General features: G+C 70.0%; 14 protein-coding genes and 1 tRNA gene. 1 reads left to right on the top strand and 14 read right to left on the bottom strand.

What is annotated here, in order from left to right:
- Position 1 precedes the first annotated feature (1 nt).
- The 6 genes from VNJ48_RS17910 to rsmI all read right to left on the bottom strand — a co-directional run bounded on the left by VNJ48_RS17910 (position 2) and on the right by rsmI (position 6,832).
- Positions 2–1,780 carry an ABC-F family ATP-binding cassette domain-containing protein gene (locus VNJ48_RS17910; protein ID WP_325604590.1) on the bottom strand — a complete coding sequence of 593 codons (1,779 nt, stop codon included), beginning with the start codon at positions 1,778–1,780 and terminating at the stop codon, positions 2–4.
- A complete protein-coding gene (locus VNJ48_RS17905; RefSeq protein ID WP_325604589.1) occupies positions 1,780–2,706 on the bottom strand; it encodes a 4-(cytidine 5'-diphospho)-2-C-methyl-D-erythritol kinase in 927 nt (308 codons plus the stop codon). Before VNJ48_RS17905 ends, VNJ48_RS17910 begins: the two co-directional genes overlap by 1 nt.
- Positions 2,703–3,566 (bottom strand): 16S rRNA (adenine(1518)-N(6)/adenine(1519)-N(6))-dimethyltransferase RsmA, encoded by an 864-nt coding sequence (gene rsmA, locus VNJ48_RS17900; protein ID WP_325604587.1) that lies wholly within the window; start codon positions 3,564–3,566, stop codon positions 2,703–2,705. The genes VNJ48_RS17905 and rsmA overlap by 4 nt, the downstream gene beginning before the upstream one ends.
- 104 nt (positions 3,567–3,670) lie before the next feature.
- Positions 3,671–4,813, bottom strand: coding sequence for a transglycosylase family protein (locus VNJ48_RS17895; protein WP_325604585.1), 1,143 nt, complete (start codon positions 4,811–4,813; stop codon positions 3,671–3,673).
- Positions 4,814–5,076: 263 nt separating this feature from the next.
- Complete coding sequence (locus VNJ48_RS17890; protein WP_325604583.1) at positions 5,077–5,997, bottom strand: TatD family hydrolase; 921 nt, start codon at positions 5,995–5,997, stop codon at positions 5,077–5,079.
- Positions 5,984–6,832, bottom strand: coding sequence for a 16S rRNA (cytidine(1402)-2'-O)-methyltransferase (gene rsmI, locus VNJ48_RS17885; protein WP_325604581.1), 849 nt, complete (start codon positions 6,830–6,832; stop codon positions 5,984–5,986). Before rsmI ends, VNJ48_RS17890 begins: the two co-directional genes overlap by 14 nt.
- A gap of 49 nt (positions 6,833–6,881) precedes the next feature.
- On the opposite strand from rsmI, the gene VNJ48_RS17880 reads away from it, so the two are divergent.
- On the top strand, positions 6,882–8,501 hold the full coding sequence (locus VNJ48_RS17880) for a dolichyl-phosphate-mannose--protein mannosyltransferase (RefSeq protein WP_325604579.1): 1,620 nt from the start codon (positions 6,882–6,884) through the stop codon (positions 8,499–8,501).
- Positions 8,502–8,559: 58 nt separating this feature from the next.
- Here VNJ48_RS17880 and VNJ48_RS17875 read toward each other — a convergent pair.
- The 8 genes from VNJ48_RS17875 to VNJ48_RS17840 form a co-directional block, all read right to left on the bottom strand.
- A tRNA-Ala gene (locus VNJ48_RS17875) sits at positions 8,560–8,635 on the bottom strand.
- A gap of 53 nt (positions 8,636–8,688) precedes the next feature.
- On the bottom strand, positions 8,689–9,156 hold the full coding sequence (locus VNJ48_RS17870) for an SRPBCC family protein (RefSeq protein WP_325604577.1): 468 nt from the start codon (positions 9,154–9,156) through the stop codon (positions 8,689–8,691).
- Positions 9,157–9,169: 13 nt separating this feature from the next.
- Positions 9,170–10,003, bottom strand: coding sequence for a hypothetical protein (locus VNJ48_RS17865; protein WP_325604575.1), 834 nt, complete (start codon positions 10,001–10,003; stop codon positions 9,170–9,172).
- An 89-nt stretch (positions 10,004–10,092) separates the two neighbouring features.
- Positions 10,093–10,686, bottom strand: coding sequence for a GNAT family protein (locus tag VNJ48_RS17860; protein ID WP_325604573.1), 594 nt, complete (start codon positions 10,684–10,686; stop codon positions 10,093–10,095).
- A gap of 13 nt (positions 10,687–10,699) precedes the next feature.
- On the bottom strand, positions 10,700–11,170 hold the full coding sequence (locus tag VNJ48_RS17855) for a MogA/MoaB family molybdenum cofactor biosynthesis protein (RefSeq protein WP_325604571.1): 471 nt from the start codon (positions 11,168–11,170) through the stop codon (positions 10,700–10,702).
- Positions 11,167–11,637 carry a cyclic pyranopterin monophosphate synthase MoaC gene (gene moaC, locus VNJ48_RS17850; protein ID WP_325604569.1) on the bottom strand — a complete coding sequence of 157 codons (471 nt, stop codon included), beginning with the start codon at positions 11,635–11,637 and terminating at the stop codon, positions 11,167–11,169. The genes VNJ48_RS17855 and moaC overlap by 4 nt, the downstream gene beginning before the upstream one ends.
- Positions 11,637–12,866, bottom strand: coding sequence for a gephyrin-like molybdotransferase Glp (glp, locus tag VNJ48_RS17845; RefSeq protein WP_325604567.1), 1,230 nt, complete (start codon positions 12,864–12,866; stop codon positions 11,637–11,639). Before glp ends, moaC begins: the two co-directional genes overlap by 1 nt.
- Positions 12,859–14,241 carry a UTP--glucose-1-phosphate uridylyltransferase gene (locus VNJ48_RS17840; RefSeq protein WP_325604565.1) on the bottom strand — a complete coding sequence of 461 codons (1,383 nt, stop codon included), beginning with the start codon at positions 14,239–14,241 and terminating at the stop codon, positions 12,859–12,861. Before VNJ48_RS17840 ends, glp begins: the two co-directional genes overlap by 8 nt.
- Positions 14,242–14,260: the final 19 nt, after the last annotated feature.

Below are 14,260 nucleotides of genomic sequence, written 5' to 3'. Positions count from 1 at the left end.
CCTACTGCAGCACCTCGGAGGCCTCGAGCCACTCGAGCTCGAGGACGTCCCTCTCGGCCTGCACTGAGCTGAGCTGCTTGCCGAGGTCGGCCAGCTTGTCGTAGTCGGTCAGGTGGGCAGCCATCTCGTCGTTGAGGGCCTTCTCGCGTGCCAGGACGCGCGAGAGCTGCTTCTCGAGGCGTGCGATGGCCTTGCGTGCCTCGCGCTCCCCCGCCGATCCGGCCTTGGCCTTCTTCGACGACGTGGGGTCGGCGCCGCTGGTGGGCGCGGAGGCGGGCACGGCGTCGAGGCCGGCAGCCCTGCGCTCGAGGTATTCGTCCACTCCGCGCGGCAGCATCGAGATCTGGCCGTCGCCCAGCAGCGCCCACACCGAGTCGGTCACGCGTTCGAGGAAGTAGCGGTCGTGCGAGACCACGATCAGGGTCCCGGGCCAGCCGTCGAGGAAGTCCTCGAGGACGTTGAGGGTGTCGATGTCGAGGTCGTTGGTGGGCTCGTCGAGCAGCAGCACGTTGGGCTCGTTGAGCAGGAGCTTGAGCAGCTGGAAGCGTCGGCGCTCGCCACCCGACAGGTCGCCCAGGCGAGCCGTGAGCTTGTCGCCGGTGAAGCCGAAACGCTCGAGCATGGACGTCGCCGTGATCTCGGACCCGGTCGCGGTGCGCGTGACGCGAGCGATGGCCTCGATCGTCGGGAGCACGCGACCGTCGGGGTCCACCTCGTCGATGGCCTGGGTGAGGTATTCCATCTTGATCGTGCGGCCGTGCTTGACGCGGCCGGCCGTCGGCGACAGGTCCCCCGCGATCAGCGACAGCACCGACGTCTTGCCGGCACCGTTGACGCCCACGATGCCGACCCGGTCGCCGGGTCCGAGGCGCCAGGTGGCATTCGTCAGCAGCTTCCGCTCGCCCCGGGACAGGTCGGCGTGCTCGACGTCGATGACGTCCTTGCCCAGGCGCTGAGCGGCGAAGCGCTGGAGCTCCAGGCGGTCACGCGGCGGCGGTACGTCCTCGATCAGCTGGTTGGCGGCATCGATGCGGAACTTCGGCTTGGCCGTCCGCGCGGGGGCACCTCGCCGCAGCCACGCGAGCTCCTTCTTGACGAGCTGCTGGCGGCGCTGCTCGGAGGCACCCGCCTGTCGCTGCCGCTCGGCCTTGGCCAGCACGAACGAGGCATAGCCGCCTTCGTAGGAGTCGACCACGCCGTCGTGGACCTCCCAGGTCGTCTGGCAGACCTCGTCGAGGAACCAGCGGTCGTGGGTGACGACCACCAGCGCCGAGGAGCGGGCCACCAGGTGGTGGGCGAGCCAGGCGACGGCTTCGACGTCGAGGTGGTTGGTCGGTTCGTCGAGGACGATGAGCTCGTGCTCACCGAGCAGCAGGGCGGCCAAGGAGCACCGGCGACGCTCGCCACCCGACAACCCCAGCACCGGCCGGTCCAGCGAGATCCCGGCGAGCAGCTCGGTCACGACCCCGCGCATCGTCGAGTCCGCCAGCCACTCGTGGTCGGCCCGCCCACCGAGGACGGCCTCGCGCACGGAGTGGGTGTCGACGAGCTCGTCGCCCTGGTGGAGGTAGCCGATCTCGACACCACGGTTCATCGAGACCCGGCCGGCGTCGGGCTCCTCGAGCCCCGTCATCACCTCGAGCAACGTGGTCTTGCCGTCGCCGTTGCGGCCGACGATGCCGATGCGCTCCCCGACACTGATGCCGAGCGAGACCTCGCTCAGCAATGGTCGGATCCCGTAGGCCTTGGAGACCTTTTCGAGGTTGATCAGGTTGGCCATCAGGGAAGCTCCAGGAGATGTGCGCCGGCCACAGGGCCGTTCGCGATGAGTACGACGTCGTGCCCTGCGCCATGCAGGCCGGCAACGACCGCGTGCGCCCCGTCGAGGGAGTCGCACAGGAAGACGCAGGTCGGACCGGAGCCGGAGACGAGGCCGCGCAGGGCGCCCTCCCTCTCGCCCCGCTCGATCAGGGTGCCGAGCTCCGGGCGCAGGTCGATCGCCGGCGCCTGGAGGTCGTTGTGCAAGGCGCGAGCCAGTCGGAGGGGCTCGCCGCTGGCCAACGCGGACAACAGGTCGTCCGGGGCGGCCGGTTCGGCCAGCGCGTGGGGGAAGAGTCGGTCGAAGTGCCGATAGACGTCCGGCGTCGACAGACCGACCTTCGAGGGCACGGCCACCCACCACCAGGTGCCCCGGTCGTCGAGGGGTTGCACCAGCTCACCGCGGCCGCGACCACGCGCCGTACCTCCGACGAGCGAGAACGGGACGTCGCTGCCGAGCTCCGCCGCGAGCCCGAGGAGGACGTCGTCGGTCAGGCCGCAGTTGTGCAGGCGGTCGTAGGCGAGCAGGGCCGCTGCGGCGTCGGCCGAGCCGCCGGCCATCCCACCGGCCACGGGGATGGACTTCACCAGACTGAGGTGTTCCTGGCCGTCGCTCCCGGTGTGGGCACGGACCAGTTCCAACGCGCGGATGGCGATGTTCTCCGAAGCCGAGGGGATGTCTGCGGGGTCGATGTAGTCGGCCGTCTCGAGCACCATGCCCGTGTGGTGATGGGCGGTCATCGTGAGGTCGTCGTAGAGCCCGATCGCTTGATAGACGGTCTCGAGGGGGTGGAAGCCGTCCTCACGCACCGCTCCCACGCCCAGATGCAGGTTGATCTTCGCGGCGGCTCGGACCGAGACGGACACCGGAGACCGGAGAGCGGTCACCACGGCATGCCCTCCGCGATCCGGGCGAAGTCGGCGACGGTCAGGACCTCGCCGCGAGCCGTCGGGTCGATGCCCGCCTGCTCCAGGGCGTGCTCGGCCGCTTCGCTCGAGCCCGCCAACGGACGCAGTGCCGCGCGGATCTGCTTGCGGCGGTGCGCGAAGGCGGCATCCACGACGGTGAAGACCTGCGTGCGCGTCGCAGTGGTGGACGGCGGGTCGCACCGCGTCCACGCGACCAGGCCGGAGTCCACGTTGGGCGCAGGCCAGAAGACGTTGCGGCCGATCGCGCCCGCACGGCGCACGTCGGCGAACCAGGCGGCCTTGACCGACGGGATGCCGTAGACCTTCGACCCGGGTCCGGCGGCCAGCCGGTCGGCCACCTCGGCCTGCACCATCACCAGCCCCCGCTCGAGCGACGGCAGGAGGGTGAGCATGTGGATCAGGACCGGGACCGAGACGTTGTAGGGAAGGTTCGCCACCAGCGCTGTGGGCGGCGGGCCGGGGATCTCCTCGATCCGCATGGCGTCGCCCAGCACCACCTCGAAGGCGTCCGCGTGCTCCGGGGCGAACTCAGCGATGGTCGCCGGGAGGCGCTCGGCCAGCAACGGGTCGATCTCGACCGCCACCACCCGCTGCGCGACCTCGAGCAGGCCCAGGGTCAGGGATCCCAGACCTGGCCCGACCTCCAGCACGACGTCGTGGGCCTCGATCCCCGAGTCGCGGACTATGCGGCGCACGGTGTTGGCGTCGATGACGAAGTTCTGACCACGCTGCTTGGTCGGACGCAGGTCCAACGCAGCGGCCAGTGCTCGCACTTCCGCCGGCCCGAGGAGTCTCGGACCGGCGGAAGGGGATGTCATGGTGGGAGCCTATGCGGCGGCTGTAACGCCGGGTTAATCGCTGTTCTACCCCTGTTTCAACAGGGTGGGTGGAGAAGATAACCCGGCGTTACAGCGGGCGGTGGTCAGCGGGGCAGGCCCAGCTTGCTCGAACAGGACGGCCATGCGCCATACCCACCGGAAGCGTCGCGCAGCTTGGTCGCAACGGCGATCTGGGTCTCCCGCGAGGCGTTGCTGGGCAGGCCGGTGCCGCCGTACGCCTGCCAGGTGCCCAGGCTGAACTGGAGCCCGCCGTAGTAGCCGTTGCCGGTGTTGATCGCCCAGTTGCCGCCGGACTCGCACTGTGCGAGCGCGTCCCAGACCGTGCTCCCGCCGGCGAAGTTGGTGGAGCTCACAGGCTCCGGCTTCTCCTTGGAGCCGACCTTGACAACCGCGTTGACCGGTTTGCGGACGACGTCGGACGTCACGACCCGGGTCGCGACGGTCTTGCCGTTGCGCACGGTCAGCTTGTAGGTGACGTCGCGCAGGCCGGGGCGACCGGCTCGGGCTACCTCGTCCTCTCCTTCGTACATCGAGGCGTCTGCGCGCTCGACGGTGGTGAAGTCGACGGACTCGTTCTTGACCCGCTTGGTGACGATGCGGATGTCGGTGAGCACGATCGTGTCGCCGTCGGCGACCTCGGAGCCGAGCCGGGGCTTGACCTGGTCGTGCTTGGAGACCTTGACGCCGAGCTCCTCGAAGACCTCGGCAACGGTCAGGGCAGTGATCTTGTGCTTCTCGACCCGCTGCTTGCCGACCTTGACCTCGAGGCTCTTCGGCGTCGTGATCTCGAGGCGGGTCCCGCTGCGGGAGATCGTGGCGTCGCGACTCATCGAGAGGTCGGAGGTGGAGAAGCCGCGGCCGACCTCGCCCAGAGCACTGGCCACGTCGATCGAGTTGACCCAGTAGGTGCGCTCCTCGCCGTCGACGCTCAGCTCGAGCGGACGGCCGAACTGGACCGAGATCCGGGTCCCGTCACCGACGGTCTCGTCGAGCGAGGGTGCGACGAGGTCCTTGTCGGTGATCTCGATGCCTTCGGCTGCCAGGACGTCGCGGACGGTGTCGCCGCTGGCGTCCACGGTCTTCGTCTGCCCGTCGAGGGACAGGGTCACCGACCTGGTGAGGGCTGCGTAGCCCAAGGTCGAGCCACCGATGGCGACGACGATGGCGGCCACGAGGGTTGCCAGGAGTGCTGTGGACCTGCTGAGGAGTGCGATACGTGCGCGCAAGGTATTCCGAACGTCGTACTTCCCGGGCCTCGGAACGTCAGCGCGCCCACGTGCATTCTCAAACCGCCGGGGGTGGCGGAACGGGGTGCGAGCGGGGACTCGCGGAGAGGCTCATACCGCCCTCCGGGCGCTGGCGGATCATTTCCGATCCCGGCCAACAATCACAAGACGATAACGGGCACGCGGGGTGGTTCAAAGTCGAATGGCAGAATTGGGTGGCCCAGGTGACCAGGGTCTCGCCCTGCTCGCCCCCTGCTCGCCCCCTACCAGGCCCCGCCGAAGGCCTGTTCGGTGTTGACGTCGATGGCGTGGCACAGGCCCTCCAGCTCGTCGCCCCGGACCTCCGCCATCGCCCGGACGATGTGCGGGACGAGGTAGGACGCGTTGGGCCGCCCGCGGTACGGCGTGGGGGCGAGGAACGGCGCATCCGTCTCGACCAGGAGCCGGTGCAGGGGGGTGATCGCCAGCGCGTCGCGGATGCTCGAGGCGTTCTTGAAGGTGATGGTGCCCGCGAAGCTCAGGTGCGCGCCCCGGTCCAGGCACGCGCGGGCGAAGTCCGCGTCGCCGGAGAAGCAGTGCATCACCCAACGCTCAGGCGCACCCTCCTCATCGAGGATCTGCAGGACCTCGGCATGGGCGTCGCGGTCGTGGACCACCAGGGTCTTGTCGAGCCGCTTGGCCAGGTCGATGTGCCGCCGGAAGCTCTCCTGCTGCACGGCCAGACCATCGGCACCCGTCCGGAAGTGGTCGAGTCCCGTCTCTCCCACAGCGCGCACCTTGTCGTGAGCGCCGGCCAGCTCCTCGATCTCGGCCATCGCCACGTCGAGGTCGTCCACGCGGGGCGCCTCGTTGGGGTGCAGCGCGACCCCGGCGATCAGCTCCGGGTGCTCGGCAGCCGCGGCGACGGCCCACCGAGCGCCCGGCAGGTCACACCCGATCTGCACGATGCGCCGGACGTTGACGCTCGTCGCGAGCTCGATGGCCTCGCGGGTCGCCAGCCACTCCCCGTCGGCGATGTCGAGGTGGCAGTGGTTGTCGACGACGGGCAGCGGCAGCGGGTCGGGCGCGGGTGGGCGCTCCCGGTCCCGGCGCGCCCCGGACGTCTCCTCGGTCGCTGCCCGGACGCGGGTGGGCTCGCTCGTGGACCCATTCGTCGGCTCATGGGTGGACTCATTTGTGGACAAGGTCGTACACCTCTCGTTTGGGGACGCCAGACCTGCGAGCCACGTCCGCGATGGCTTCCTTGCGGGTCGCCCCCGCGGCCTCCTCCTCGGCCACGGCGGCACGCAGCGACTCCGGGTCGCTGCCGACCTCGGCCCGTGCGAGAGCACCGGCCACGACGATGGTGACCTCTCCGCGGACACCTTCAGCGGCCCACGCGACGAGGTCGGCGAGCGATCCGCGGCGTACCTCTTCGTGTGTCTTGGTGAGCTCGCGGCACACCGCGGCAGTGCGGTCGCCACCCCAGGACTCGGCCATGGCGGCGAGCGCAGCCGCGGTGCGGTGGGGCGCCTCGAAGAAGACCATGGTCCGCTCCTCCCGGAGCAGTCCGGAGAGCCGGCGGCTCCGCTCTCCCGCCTTGCGTGGCAGGAACCCCTCGAAGCAGAACCGGTCCACGGGCAGCCCGCTCACGGCGAGGGCGGTCAGCACGGCGCTCGGGCCGGGGACAGCGGTGACCAAGATGTCGTGCTCGACCGCTGCGACGACCAAACGGTAGCCCGGGTCGGAGACGCTCGGCATCCCCGCGTCGGTCACCAGCACCACCCGCTCCCCGGCCAGCAGCGCCGCCAGGAGGACCGGGGTGCGCGCCGACTCGTTGCCCTCGAAGTAGGACACGACCCGGCCGGTGAGGGTGATGCCCAGCTCGCTGGTGAGCCGCTTGAACCTGCGCGTGTCCTCCGCCGCGATCACGTCGGCGCCGGCGAGCTCGGCGGCGAGGCGGGGCGGGGCGTCGCCGGTCTGCCCGATGGGGGTCGCGGCCAGAACCAGGACTCCTGGGGTGGACCCTGTGTCGGACATGCTCCGATCATGTCAGGGCCTTCGACCTCGACGTTCTAGAGTTCGCCTCGTGTCTGCTCCCGCCGCCGTCGGCCTCTCGCGCACCGCCGCGGGCAGCGAGGTGCCCTCGGCGCAGGAACGCGCCCGTCCGCGGTGGCGCACCGAGGACCCGCTCGTCGGCTGGACGCTGGCACTGGCGCTGACCGGGCTGGCCTTCTTCCTCCGCTGGTGGAAGCTCGGCACTCCGCACCAGTTCAGCTTCGACGAGACGTACTACGCCAAGGACGCGTGGTCGATGCTCAACCACGGCTACGTGCGGACCTACGCCGAGGACGCGGACAAGACGATCCTCAACGGAAGCCCGACCGGCCTGTGGCAGGACACTCCCTCGATGGTGGTCCACCCCGAGGTCGGGAAGTGGATCATCGCGCTGGGTGAGAACGCCTTCGGCATGGACCCCTTCGGGTGGCGCATCGGCGCCGCCGTGGTGGGCTCGCTGATGGTGCTGCTGATGTGTCGCTTCGTGCGCCGCGTGAGCGGCTCGACCGCGCTCGGTCTGGTGGGTGGGCTCCTGCTCGCACTGGACGGCCTGCACCTCGTGCTGTCGCGGCTTGCTCTCCTCGACATCTTCCTCGCCTTCTTCATCCTGCTGGGGGTCCACTGTGTCGTCGCGGACCGACAGTGGTTCCGCGCGCGGCTGGCGAAGGGCGCCACGCGGGCGCTCCTGAGACCCTGGCTGGTGGCGGGCGGGGTGAGCTTCGGGCTCGCCGTCGGCACCAAGTGGACGGCTCTGTTCCCCCTTGCGGCGTTCGGTCTGCTGCTGACCGCGTGGAACTACGGCGCCCGTCGGTCCTTCGGGGACCGCTCGGCGCTGGTGAAGGCGCTCCTGGTCGACGGCCCGATCGCGTTCGGCAGCCTGGTGATGGTCGCGCTCGTGGTCTACGTCAGCACCTGGACCGGCTGGATGATGAATGCCGCGGAATACGAGGAGACGCTCAGCAACACGCAGTACACGACCCACGGCGGAGGCAAGGCCTGGCCCACGGCGAACGAACCCGATGCCAGCGGCGTCGGTGAGGTGTGGCAGTCGGTGCGCTCGCTCGGGCACTACCACCAGGACGTCTACGCCTTCCACTCCCACTTCCTCAACGACAGCACGCACGTCTATGCCTCCAAGCCCGCCGGCTGGCTGTTGATGAGCCGTCCCGTCGGAGTCGACGCGCAGCTCGACATCCAGCCGGGCACGATGGGCTGCGAGGCACCTGCGGGCTCCAGCTGCCTGCGACAGGTGCTGCTGCTCGGCAACCCGCTGATCTGGTGGGCCGGCTCACTTGCCCTGGCCTTTGCCGCCGTCCGCTGGCTGGGCGGGCGCGACTGGCGCTTCGGGGTCGCCGTGGTCGGGGTCGGGTCGACGTGGTTGCCCTGGTTGTTGTACGACGACCGGCCGATCTTCATCTTCTACGCGATGGCCTGCCTGCCGTTCCTCGTGCTCGGCCTGACGCTGGCCCTCGGGAGCATGGTCGGCCCGTCCAACGTGCCGACCCCTCGGCGTACGACCGGCGTCGTGATCGCGGGGTCCTACGTCGTGCTGGTCGTGCTGGCGTTCGCGTGGTTCTGGCCGGTGTGGACCGACCAGCTGATCACCCACTCCGAGTGGCTGCAGCGGATCTGGTTCACGCGCTGGATCTGACTGGATCTGACCGGGGCCGAAATCCCGAACGGCCCGTCTCTCGACGGGCCGTGGGTGCTGGTGGAGGTGAGGGGACTCGAACCCCTGGCCTTCTCGATGCGAACGAGACGCGCTACCAGCTGCGCCACACCCCCAAGCGATTCGAAAAGATAGCACCCGGGATTGGGCGCCTCCCAATCGTGTCGGCTCACCTGAGCAGGATGGCTTCGATCTCCTCGAGCGCCTGTCGGGCATACCCGCGCCACATCGTCGCAAAGGCAGGCATGGCGACCCGGCCGGCGGTCGTGGGGGTGAGCTCCCACGCCCAGGTGATGCGGGTGCCCGTGCCTGCGGGCTCGAAGGTCCACAGACCGTCGGCGCTGGCCACGAGGGGCTTCATCGGGCCGCGGATCTCGGAGATGGTGTAGCCGAAGCTGTGCGGACGGTCGTTCGACGTCAGCGTCTCGAGCATGGTGCCGCCGTCGGCGAGGACGATGACGCGTGTCTGGCCGACCGTGCCCCAGTCGCCCTGCTGGTCGCGCACGTCCTTGATGGGCGGGATCGCGAGCCGGCGTCGACGGAAGATCTCGGTGAGCGGGTGTGCCAGCACCCGGTCGAAGGCCTCGTCGACCGCCACGGGCACGGCGCGGGACTGGGACAGGGTGACGGTGGCCATGCGGCCAATCTAGTCAGGAACCGGTGGCGCGACGCTCGGCCTCGGCACGCGCGAGGCGCTCGGACTCCTCGGCCCCGCGGGCCAGGGCACTGTCGTCGTCGTTGCGACCTGAGGACCAGACGCCGGTGGAGTCGAGGTCGATCGTCTGGACCGTACGCCGCACGGCGGCCGGCTTGGAGACGTAGGTCGGCAGCGTGGTGGGGACCATGTCCCAGGCGCCTTCGGCGCGATCCGGCTGAGCGCCTTCGGCGCGATCCGGCTGAGCGCCTTCGGCGCGCACCTCCACCTCCGGCACCATCGGCGAGTCGGTGGTCTCGGGCAGCTCGTCGACGATCTCATCGACGACCTCGACGGGGATGGTGACGGGGATCGTGATCGTGACCGGGCGCGCGGCGGCACGCTCACCCTTGACCATCACCCGGCAGGCGACGAGCCACATGACGAGGAGCACGGCCGGGATGGCGACGTAGGGCCAGGTGATCACCTGGGCGCCGGCCAGGGCGATGACGACCGTGTTGGCGAGCAGGATCGCGGCCAGCACGTGGCGGCGCCGCTTGGTGGCCTTGCGGGCGGCGTCACGGCGAGCGGCGTACGACGGCTGGCTCGGGGCGGCGCTGGACGCCTTCGTCTCGACCGTCGGCCTGGAGGCCTGGCGGCCGGGAGTGACGACGAGGCGGGCAGCCCGGGCGTTGACGGGCTCGCGTCGCGCCAGCACGCGCATGGTGTGGGAGAAGCGGTCGACGGAGCGGCTCCGAACGACCTCGTCGTGGTGCTTGAGCGCCTTCGGGATCAGGTAGACGGCCCAGGCGACCGCCAGGGCAACGAAGATCAGCGCACTCAGGTCCACGCCCCGAGACTAGGTTCGCTACCCGGACCTGGGACGGATGTCCATAGGTGTGTCGCAAAACAACTGGTGTGACTCGTGGGGTTTGAGGCCTAGGAGGACAGTCGGGCCAGCATTCCGCCGGGACACTCCTCGACGGTGACCGCGAAGATCCGGTGGTCGCGCCAGTCCCCGTTGATGTGGAGGAACCGTGGCGCGTAGCCGACCTCGAACAGCCCCAGCTTCTCCACCACCCGCAGCGAGTTGGTGTTCTCGGGGCGGACGCAGATCTCGATCCGGTGCAGTCCCGCGGCGGTGAAGCAGTGGTCGATGACCATGGCCACAGCGGTCGGCATGATGCCCCGACCCGCGACCGAGCGATCCAGCCAGTAGCCCAGCGAGGCGAACTGCGCGGACCCGCGGACGATGTTGTTGACCGTCACCTGACCGACGAAACGACCGTCGACCTCGATCGCGAAGGGCATCGACTGGCCCTGCCGAGCCTGCTTGCGCAGGCGGCGTACGACCTGGGCGTAGCTGCCGCCGGCGCCGGTCCCTCCCGGCGGCACGGAGGCATCCCACTGCTTGAGCCAGTCACCGTTGCGTTGTCGCGCCTCACGCCAGGCGTGCGCGTCGGCCCCCTCCAGTGGGCGGAGGGTGACTCCGTCGTAGGTGAGCCAGGCGGGCCAGCCGACCGCCGTCGTCATGTCGGTCTGCCGATCAATGGTCGCTGCCGACGATCTGCTCCACCGCGTGTCGCAGCACGGGCCCCAACACGGCAAGCCCGTCCTTGACTCCCCCGCGTGAGCCGGGCAGGTTGACCACCAGGCAGGAGCCGGCGACCCCGGCCAGCCCGCGGGAGAGCATGGCTGTCGGGACCCCGTTGGCGAGGCCGTGGGCGCGGATGGCGTCGGCCATCCCGGGGACCTCGCGATCGAGGAGCGGGCGGGTGGCCTCAGGCGTGCAGTCGGTCGGGGTGAGGCCGGTGCCACCGGTGGTCAGCACCACCCGCGCACCTTCTGCGACGGCGGCGGCGATCGCTTCCCCGACGGGGTCACCGTCAGGTACGACGACGGGCTCGTCCACGGTGAAGCCCTGCTCGGACAGCCACGCGGTGATCAGGGGACCCGTCTCGTCGGCGTACACCCCGGCAGCCGCTCGGTTGGAGGCCACGACGACGACGGCCTTCATCCGCGCGTCCAGTCGCCGGACCTGCCACCGGACTTGGTCTCCACCCGGACGTCGGTGATCACGGCGGCCTTGTCGACCGCCTTGACCATGTCGATGACGGTCAGCGCAGCGACGGCCACAGCGGTCAGTGCTTCCATCTCGACGCCCGTGCGGTCGGTGGTGGCGACGGTGGCCACGATGTCGACCGACGTGTCGGTGACGGTGAGGTCCACGGTGACGGACGACAGCGCGAGCGGATGGCACAACGGGATGAGGGACGGCGTCTGCTTGGCCCCCATGATCCCCGCGAGCCGGGCAACCGCGAGGGTGTCGCCCTTGGGCACGCCGGCGCCGCGCAGGAGGGCGATCACGGCCTCGGAGACCAGCACGCGACCCGAGGCGGACGCCGTCCGGGCCGTCACCGCCTTGTCGGACACGTCGACCATGCGAGCGGCGCCCGAGTCGTCGATGTGGGAGAAGGACGTCATCAGAACTCGTCGTCCAGCTTGAGCACCTGCACCATGTCGCCGGCCTGCAGCGCCGTGGTCGCCGCGGGGACGACGATGAGCGCGTTGCTCGACGCGAGATCCCCCAAGAGGTGCGACCCGTGGCCACCGACGGGCGAGACGAACGCCCCGCCACGGTCGCTCTCCCACGAAGCCCGCACCATCTGCTGCTTGCCCTCGGGCGAGGAGATCCCGTGGGTGAGCCGCGCGCGCGACAGCGGTCGGGAGTAGGGGAGCTTGCCCATCATCCGGCGGATCGCCGGCAGCACGAAGGTCTCGAAGGAGACGTATGCGGAGACGGGGTTTCCCGGCAGCGTGAAGATCGGCGTCTGGTCCTCGCCGATGGTGCCGAACCCCTGCGGCTTCCCCGGCTGCATCGCGACGCCGCCGAACCAGACCGACCCCAGCGAGGAGAGGGCCTCCTTCACGACGTCGAAGTCGCCCTCGCTCACTCCCCCGCTGGTGACGACGAGGTCGGCACGGACGAGCTGGTCGCTGAGCGCGTCGGTGAAGGTGCGGGGGTCGTCCGGCACGATCCCGACCCGATAGGCGATCGCACCCGCGGCCCGGGCGGCGGCGGCCAGGAGGTAGGAGTTGCCGTCGTAGATCGAGTCGTGACCGAGCGTGGACCCCGGGTCGCGCAGCTCGGACCCGGTGGAGATGACCACCACCCGCGGGCGCGGACGGCACCGCACGGTGGCCCGGCCGACGGCCGCGAGCAGGCCGAGGTGACGCGGCCCGAGGACGGTCCCGTGCTCGAGCAGCACGTCACCCTCGACGACATCGCCGCCGGCGACGCGGATGTGCTGGTGCTGCCGCGGTGGCTTGGTGATGCGCACCTGGGCGACACCGCGGTCGGTCCACTCGTAGGGCACGACCGCGTCGCAGCCGGCCGGCACCCGGGCCCCGGTCATGATCTTCGCGGCGGTGCCCGGCGACAGGGCCATCAGGCCGCCACGGCCGGCGCCGATCTCCCCGACGACGGGCAGGTGGACCGGGGTGTCCTCCGACGCGCCGACGACATCGGCGTACGTCACGGCATAGCCGTCCATCCCCGAGTTGTCGAAGCTGGGCAACGAGATCGGGGCGGACACGTCCTCGGCCAGCGCGAGGCCCAGGGCGTCCATCAACGCCTGCGGGAAGTCGGGCAGCGGCGAGACCGTCGCCAGGATCCGCTCGACGAGGTCAGGGACCGGAAGCAGGTCAGCCACGGGACTCCAGCACCGTGGCTGCCTCGACCCGCTGTGCTGAGGGCGCCTGGATCGCGACGTCGCCCACGACGCTGACGTCGCGGCCGAAGGTGACGTCTCCGTCGACCACCAGCGAGGTGGCCCTGCGCAGGGACGGCGCCCCTTCCGGGAAGCGCTTGTCGAAGTCGCCGACCAGCTTGTAGAAGTCGCTGTCGAGGTCGACGAAGGGCACGCTCTCGGTCGCCTGGTCCAGCACGAAGTCCTTTCCGAGGTCATAGATGTCGGAGCGCAGCACGAGCAGGTCGTTGGTCGTCTTCACCGGCACGAAGCGGTCGCGTCCGACCTCGATGGTGCGAGCCCCCTCGAATATCTCGATCGCGGCCCCCATCGCGGTCTCGACCTGGATCACCTCGGGGGTCGAGGGCTTGCCGGGATCGAGGTGCTTGACGTTGCGGATCAGGGGCAGCCCGAGGATGCCTTGGCGAGCATCGAGCGTCTCGGTCATCGCCCGCAGGTCGAACCACAGGTTGTTGGTCGAGGTGAACTTGTGCCGGTCGAGGTCGGCCAGCGCCTCGCGGTCGGAGTCGAGGGTCTGGGCGGACTCCCGCAGCACGATCCGACCGTCGGACCTGCGCCTGGCGAAGTGCCCACCCTTGCGGTCCGACGGCGTGCGGCGTACAGCCTCGATCGCGAACGGCGCGCCCGTGCCGGCGAACCAGCCCGCCACCCTGGCGTCGGGCACGGCGCCGAGGTTGTCGGAGTTGGAGACGAAGACGTAGCGGTAGCCCGCGTCGAGGAGCTGCGCCAGCAACCCGGTGCCTCGCAGAGCGGTGTAGAGGTCGCCGTGGCCGGGCGGACACCACTCGAGGTCGGGGTTCTTGGGGTAGCCCGCCGGCATGAGATCGGAGGCCAGCAGCTTCGGCACCTTGTTCTGCAGGAACTCCAGGGGCAGGCCGTCGACCTGGAGGTCCTGGTAGCGCGCGAGCGCGGCCATGGTGTCGGAGGAGGTGCGGAAGGAGTTCATGAAGATCAGCGGGAGCGGCGCTCCGTACTTTTCGCGCTGGTGCAGCACCTGCCGGGCGATGATGTCCAGGAAGCTCAGGCCACGGCGCACACAGAGAAGGGACTTGGCGCGGTCCATGCCCATCGAGGTGCCGAGGCCACCGTTGAGCTTGATGACCGCGGTCCTGCGGATCGCCTCAGCCGCGACGTCGTCACTCACCTCGACGTCGACCAGCGCCTCCATGTCGAGCGGATCGATCGTCGACTCCGGGATCATCCCCGTCTCGCCGTGCTCGAGCAGGCGGTAGTAGTGCGCGAACGTGTCGACGGCGACGGGGTCGACGCCTGCGTCCTGCATCTTGGCGCGTGCGATGGCGAGGCCTTTGCTACCCATGCTCCGATCGTAGGCTGAT

It is taken from the genome of Nocardioides sp., from assembly GCF_035576065.1.
In the GTDB taxonomy this organism is placed as follows: Bacteria; Actinomycetota; Actinomycetes; order Propionibacteriales; family Nocardioidaceae; genus Nocardioides.
This window is presented reverse-complemented; position numbering and strand designations above follow the sequence as displayed.

Coding starts and splice junctions, on each gene's coding strand:
- VNJ48_RS17855 (WP_325604571.1), bottom strand. CDS start 11,170: ATGAAGGCCGTCGTCGTCGTGGCCTCCAACCGAGCGGCTGCCGGGGTG.
- rsmI (WP_325604581.1), bottom strand. CDS start 6,832: ATGTCCGACACAGGGTCCACCCCAGGAGTCCTGGTTCTGGCCGCGACC.
- VNJ48_RS17840 (WP_325604565.1), bottom strand. CDS start 14,241: ATGGGTAGCAAAGGCCTCGCCATCGCACGCGCCAAGATGCAGGACGCA.
- VNJ48_RS17860 (WP_325604573.1), bottom strand. CDS start 10,686: ATGACGACGGCGGTCGGCTGGCCCGCCTGGCTCACCTACGACGGAGTC.
- moaC (WP_325604569.1), bottom strand. CDS start 11,637: ATGACGTCCTTCTCCCACATCGACGACTCGGGCGCCGCTCGCATGGTC.
- rsmA (WP_325604587.1), bottom strand. CDS start 3,566: ATGACATCCCCTTCCGCCGGTCCGAGACTCCTCGGGCCGGCGGAAGTG.
- VNJ48_RS17870 (WP_325604577.1), bottom strand. CDS start 9,156: ATGGCCACCGTCACCCTGTCCCAGTCCCGCGCCGTGCCCGTGGCGGTC.
- VNJ48_RS17910 (WP_325604590.1), bottom strand. CDS start 1,780: ATGGCCAACCTGATCAACCTCGAAAAGGTCTCCAAGGCCTACGGGATC.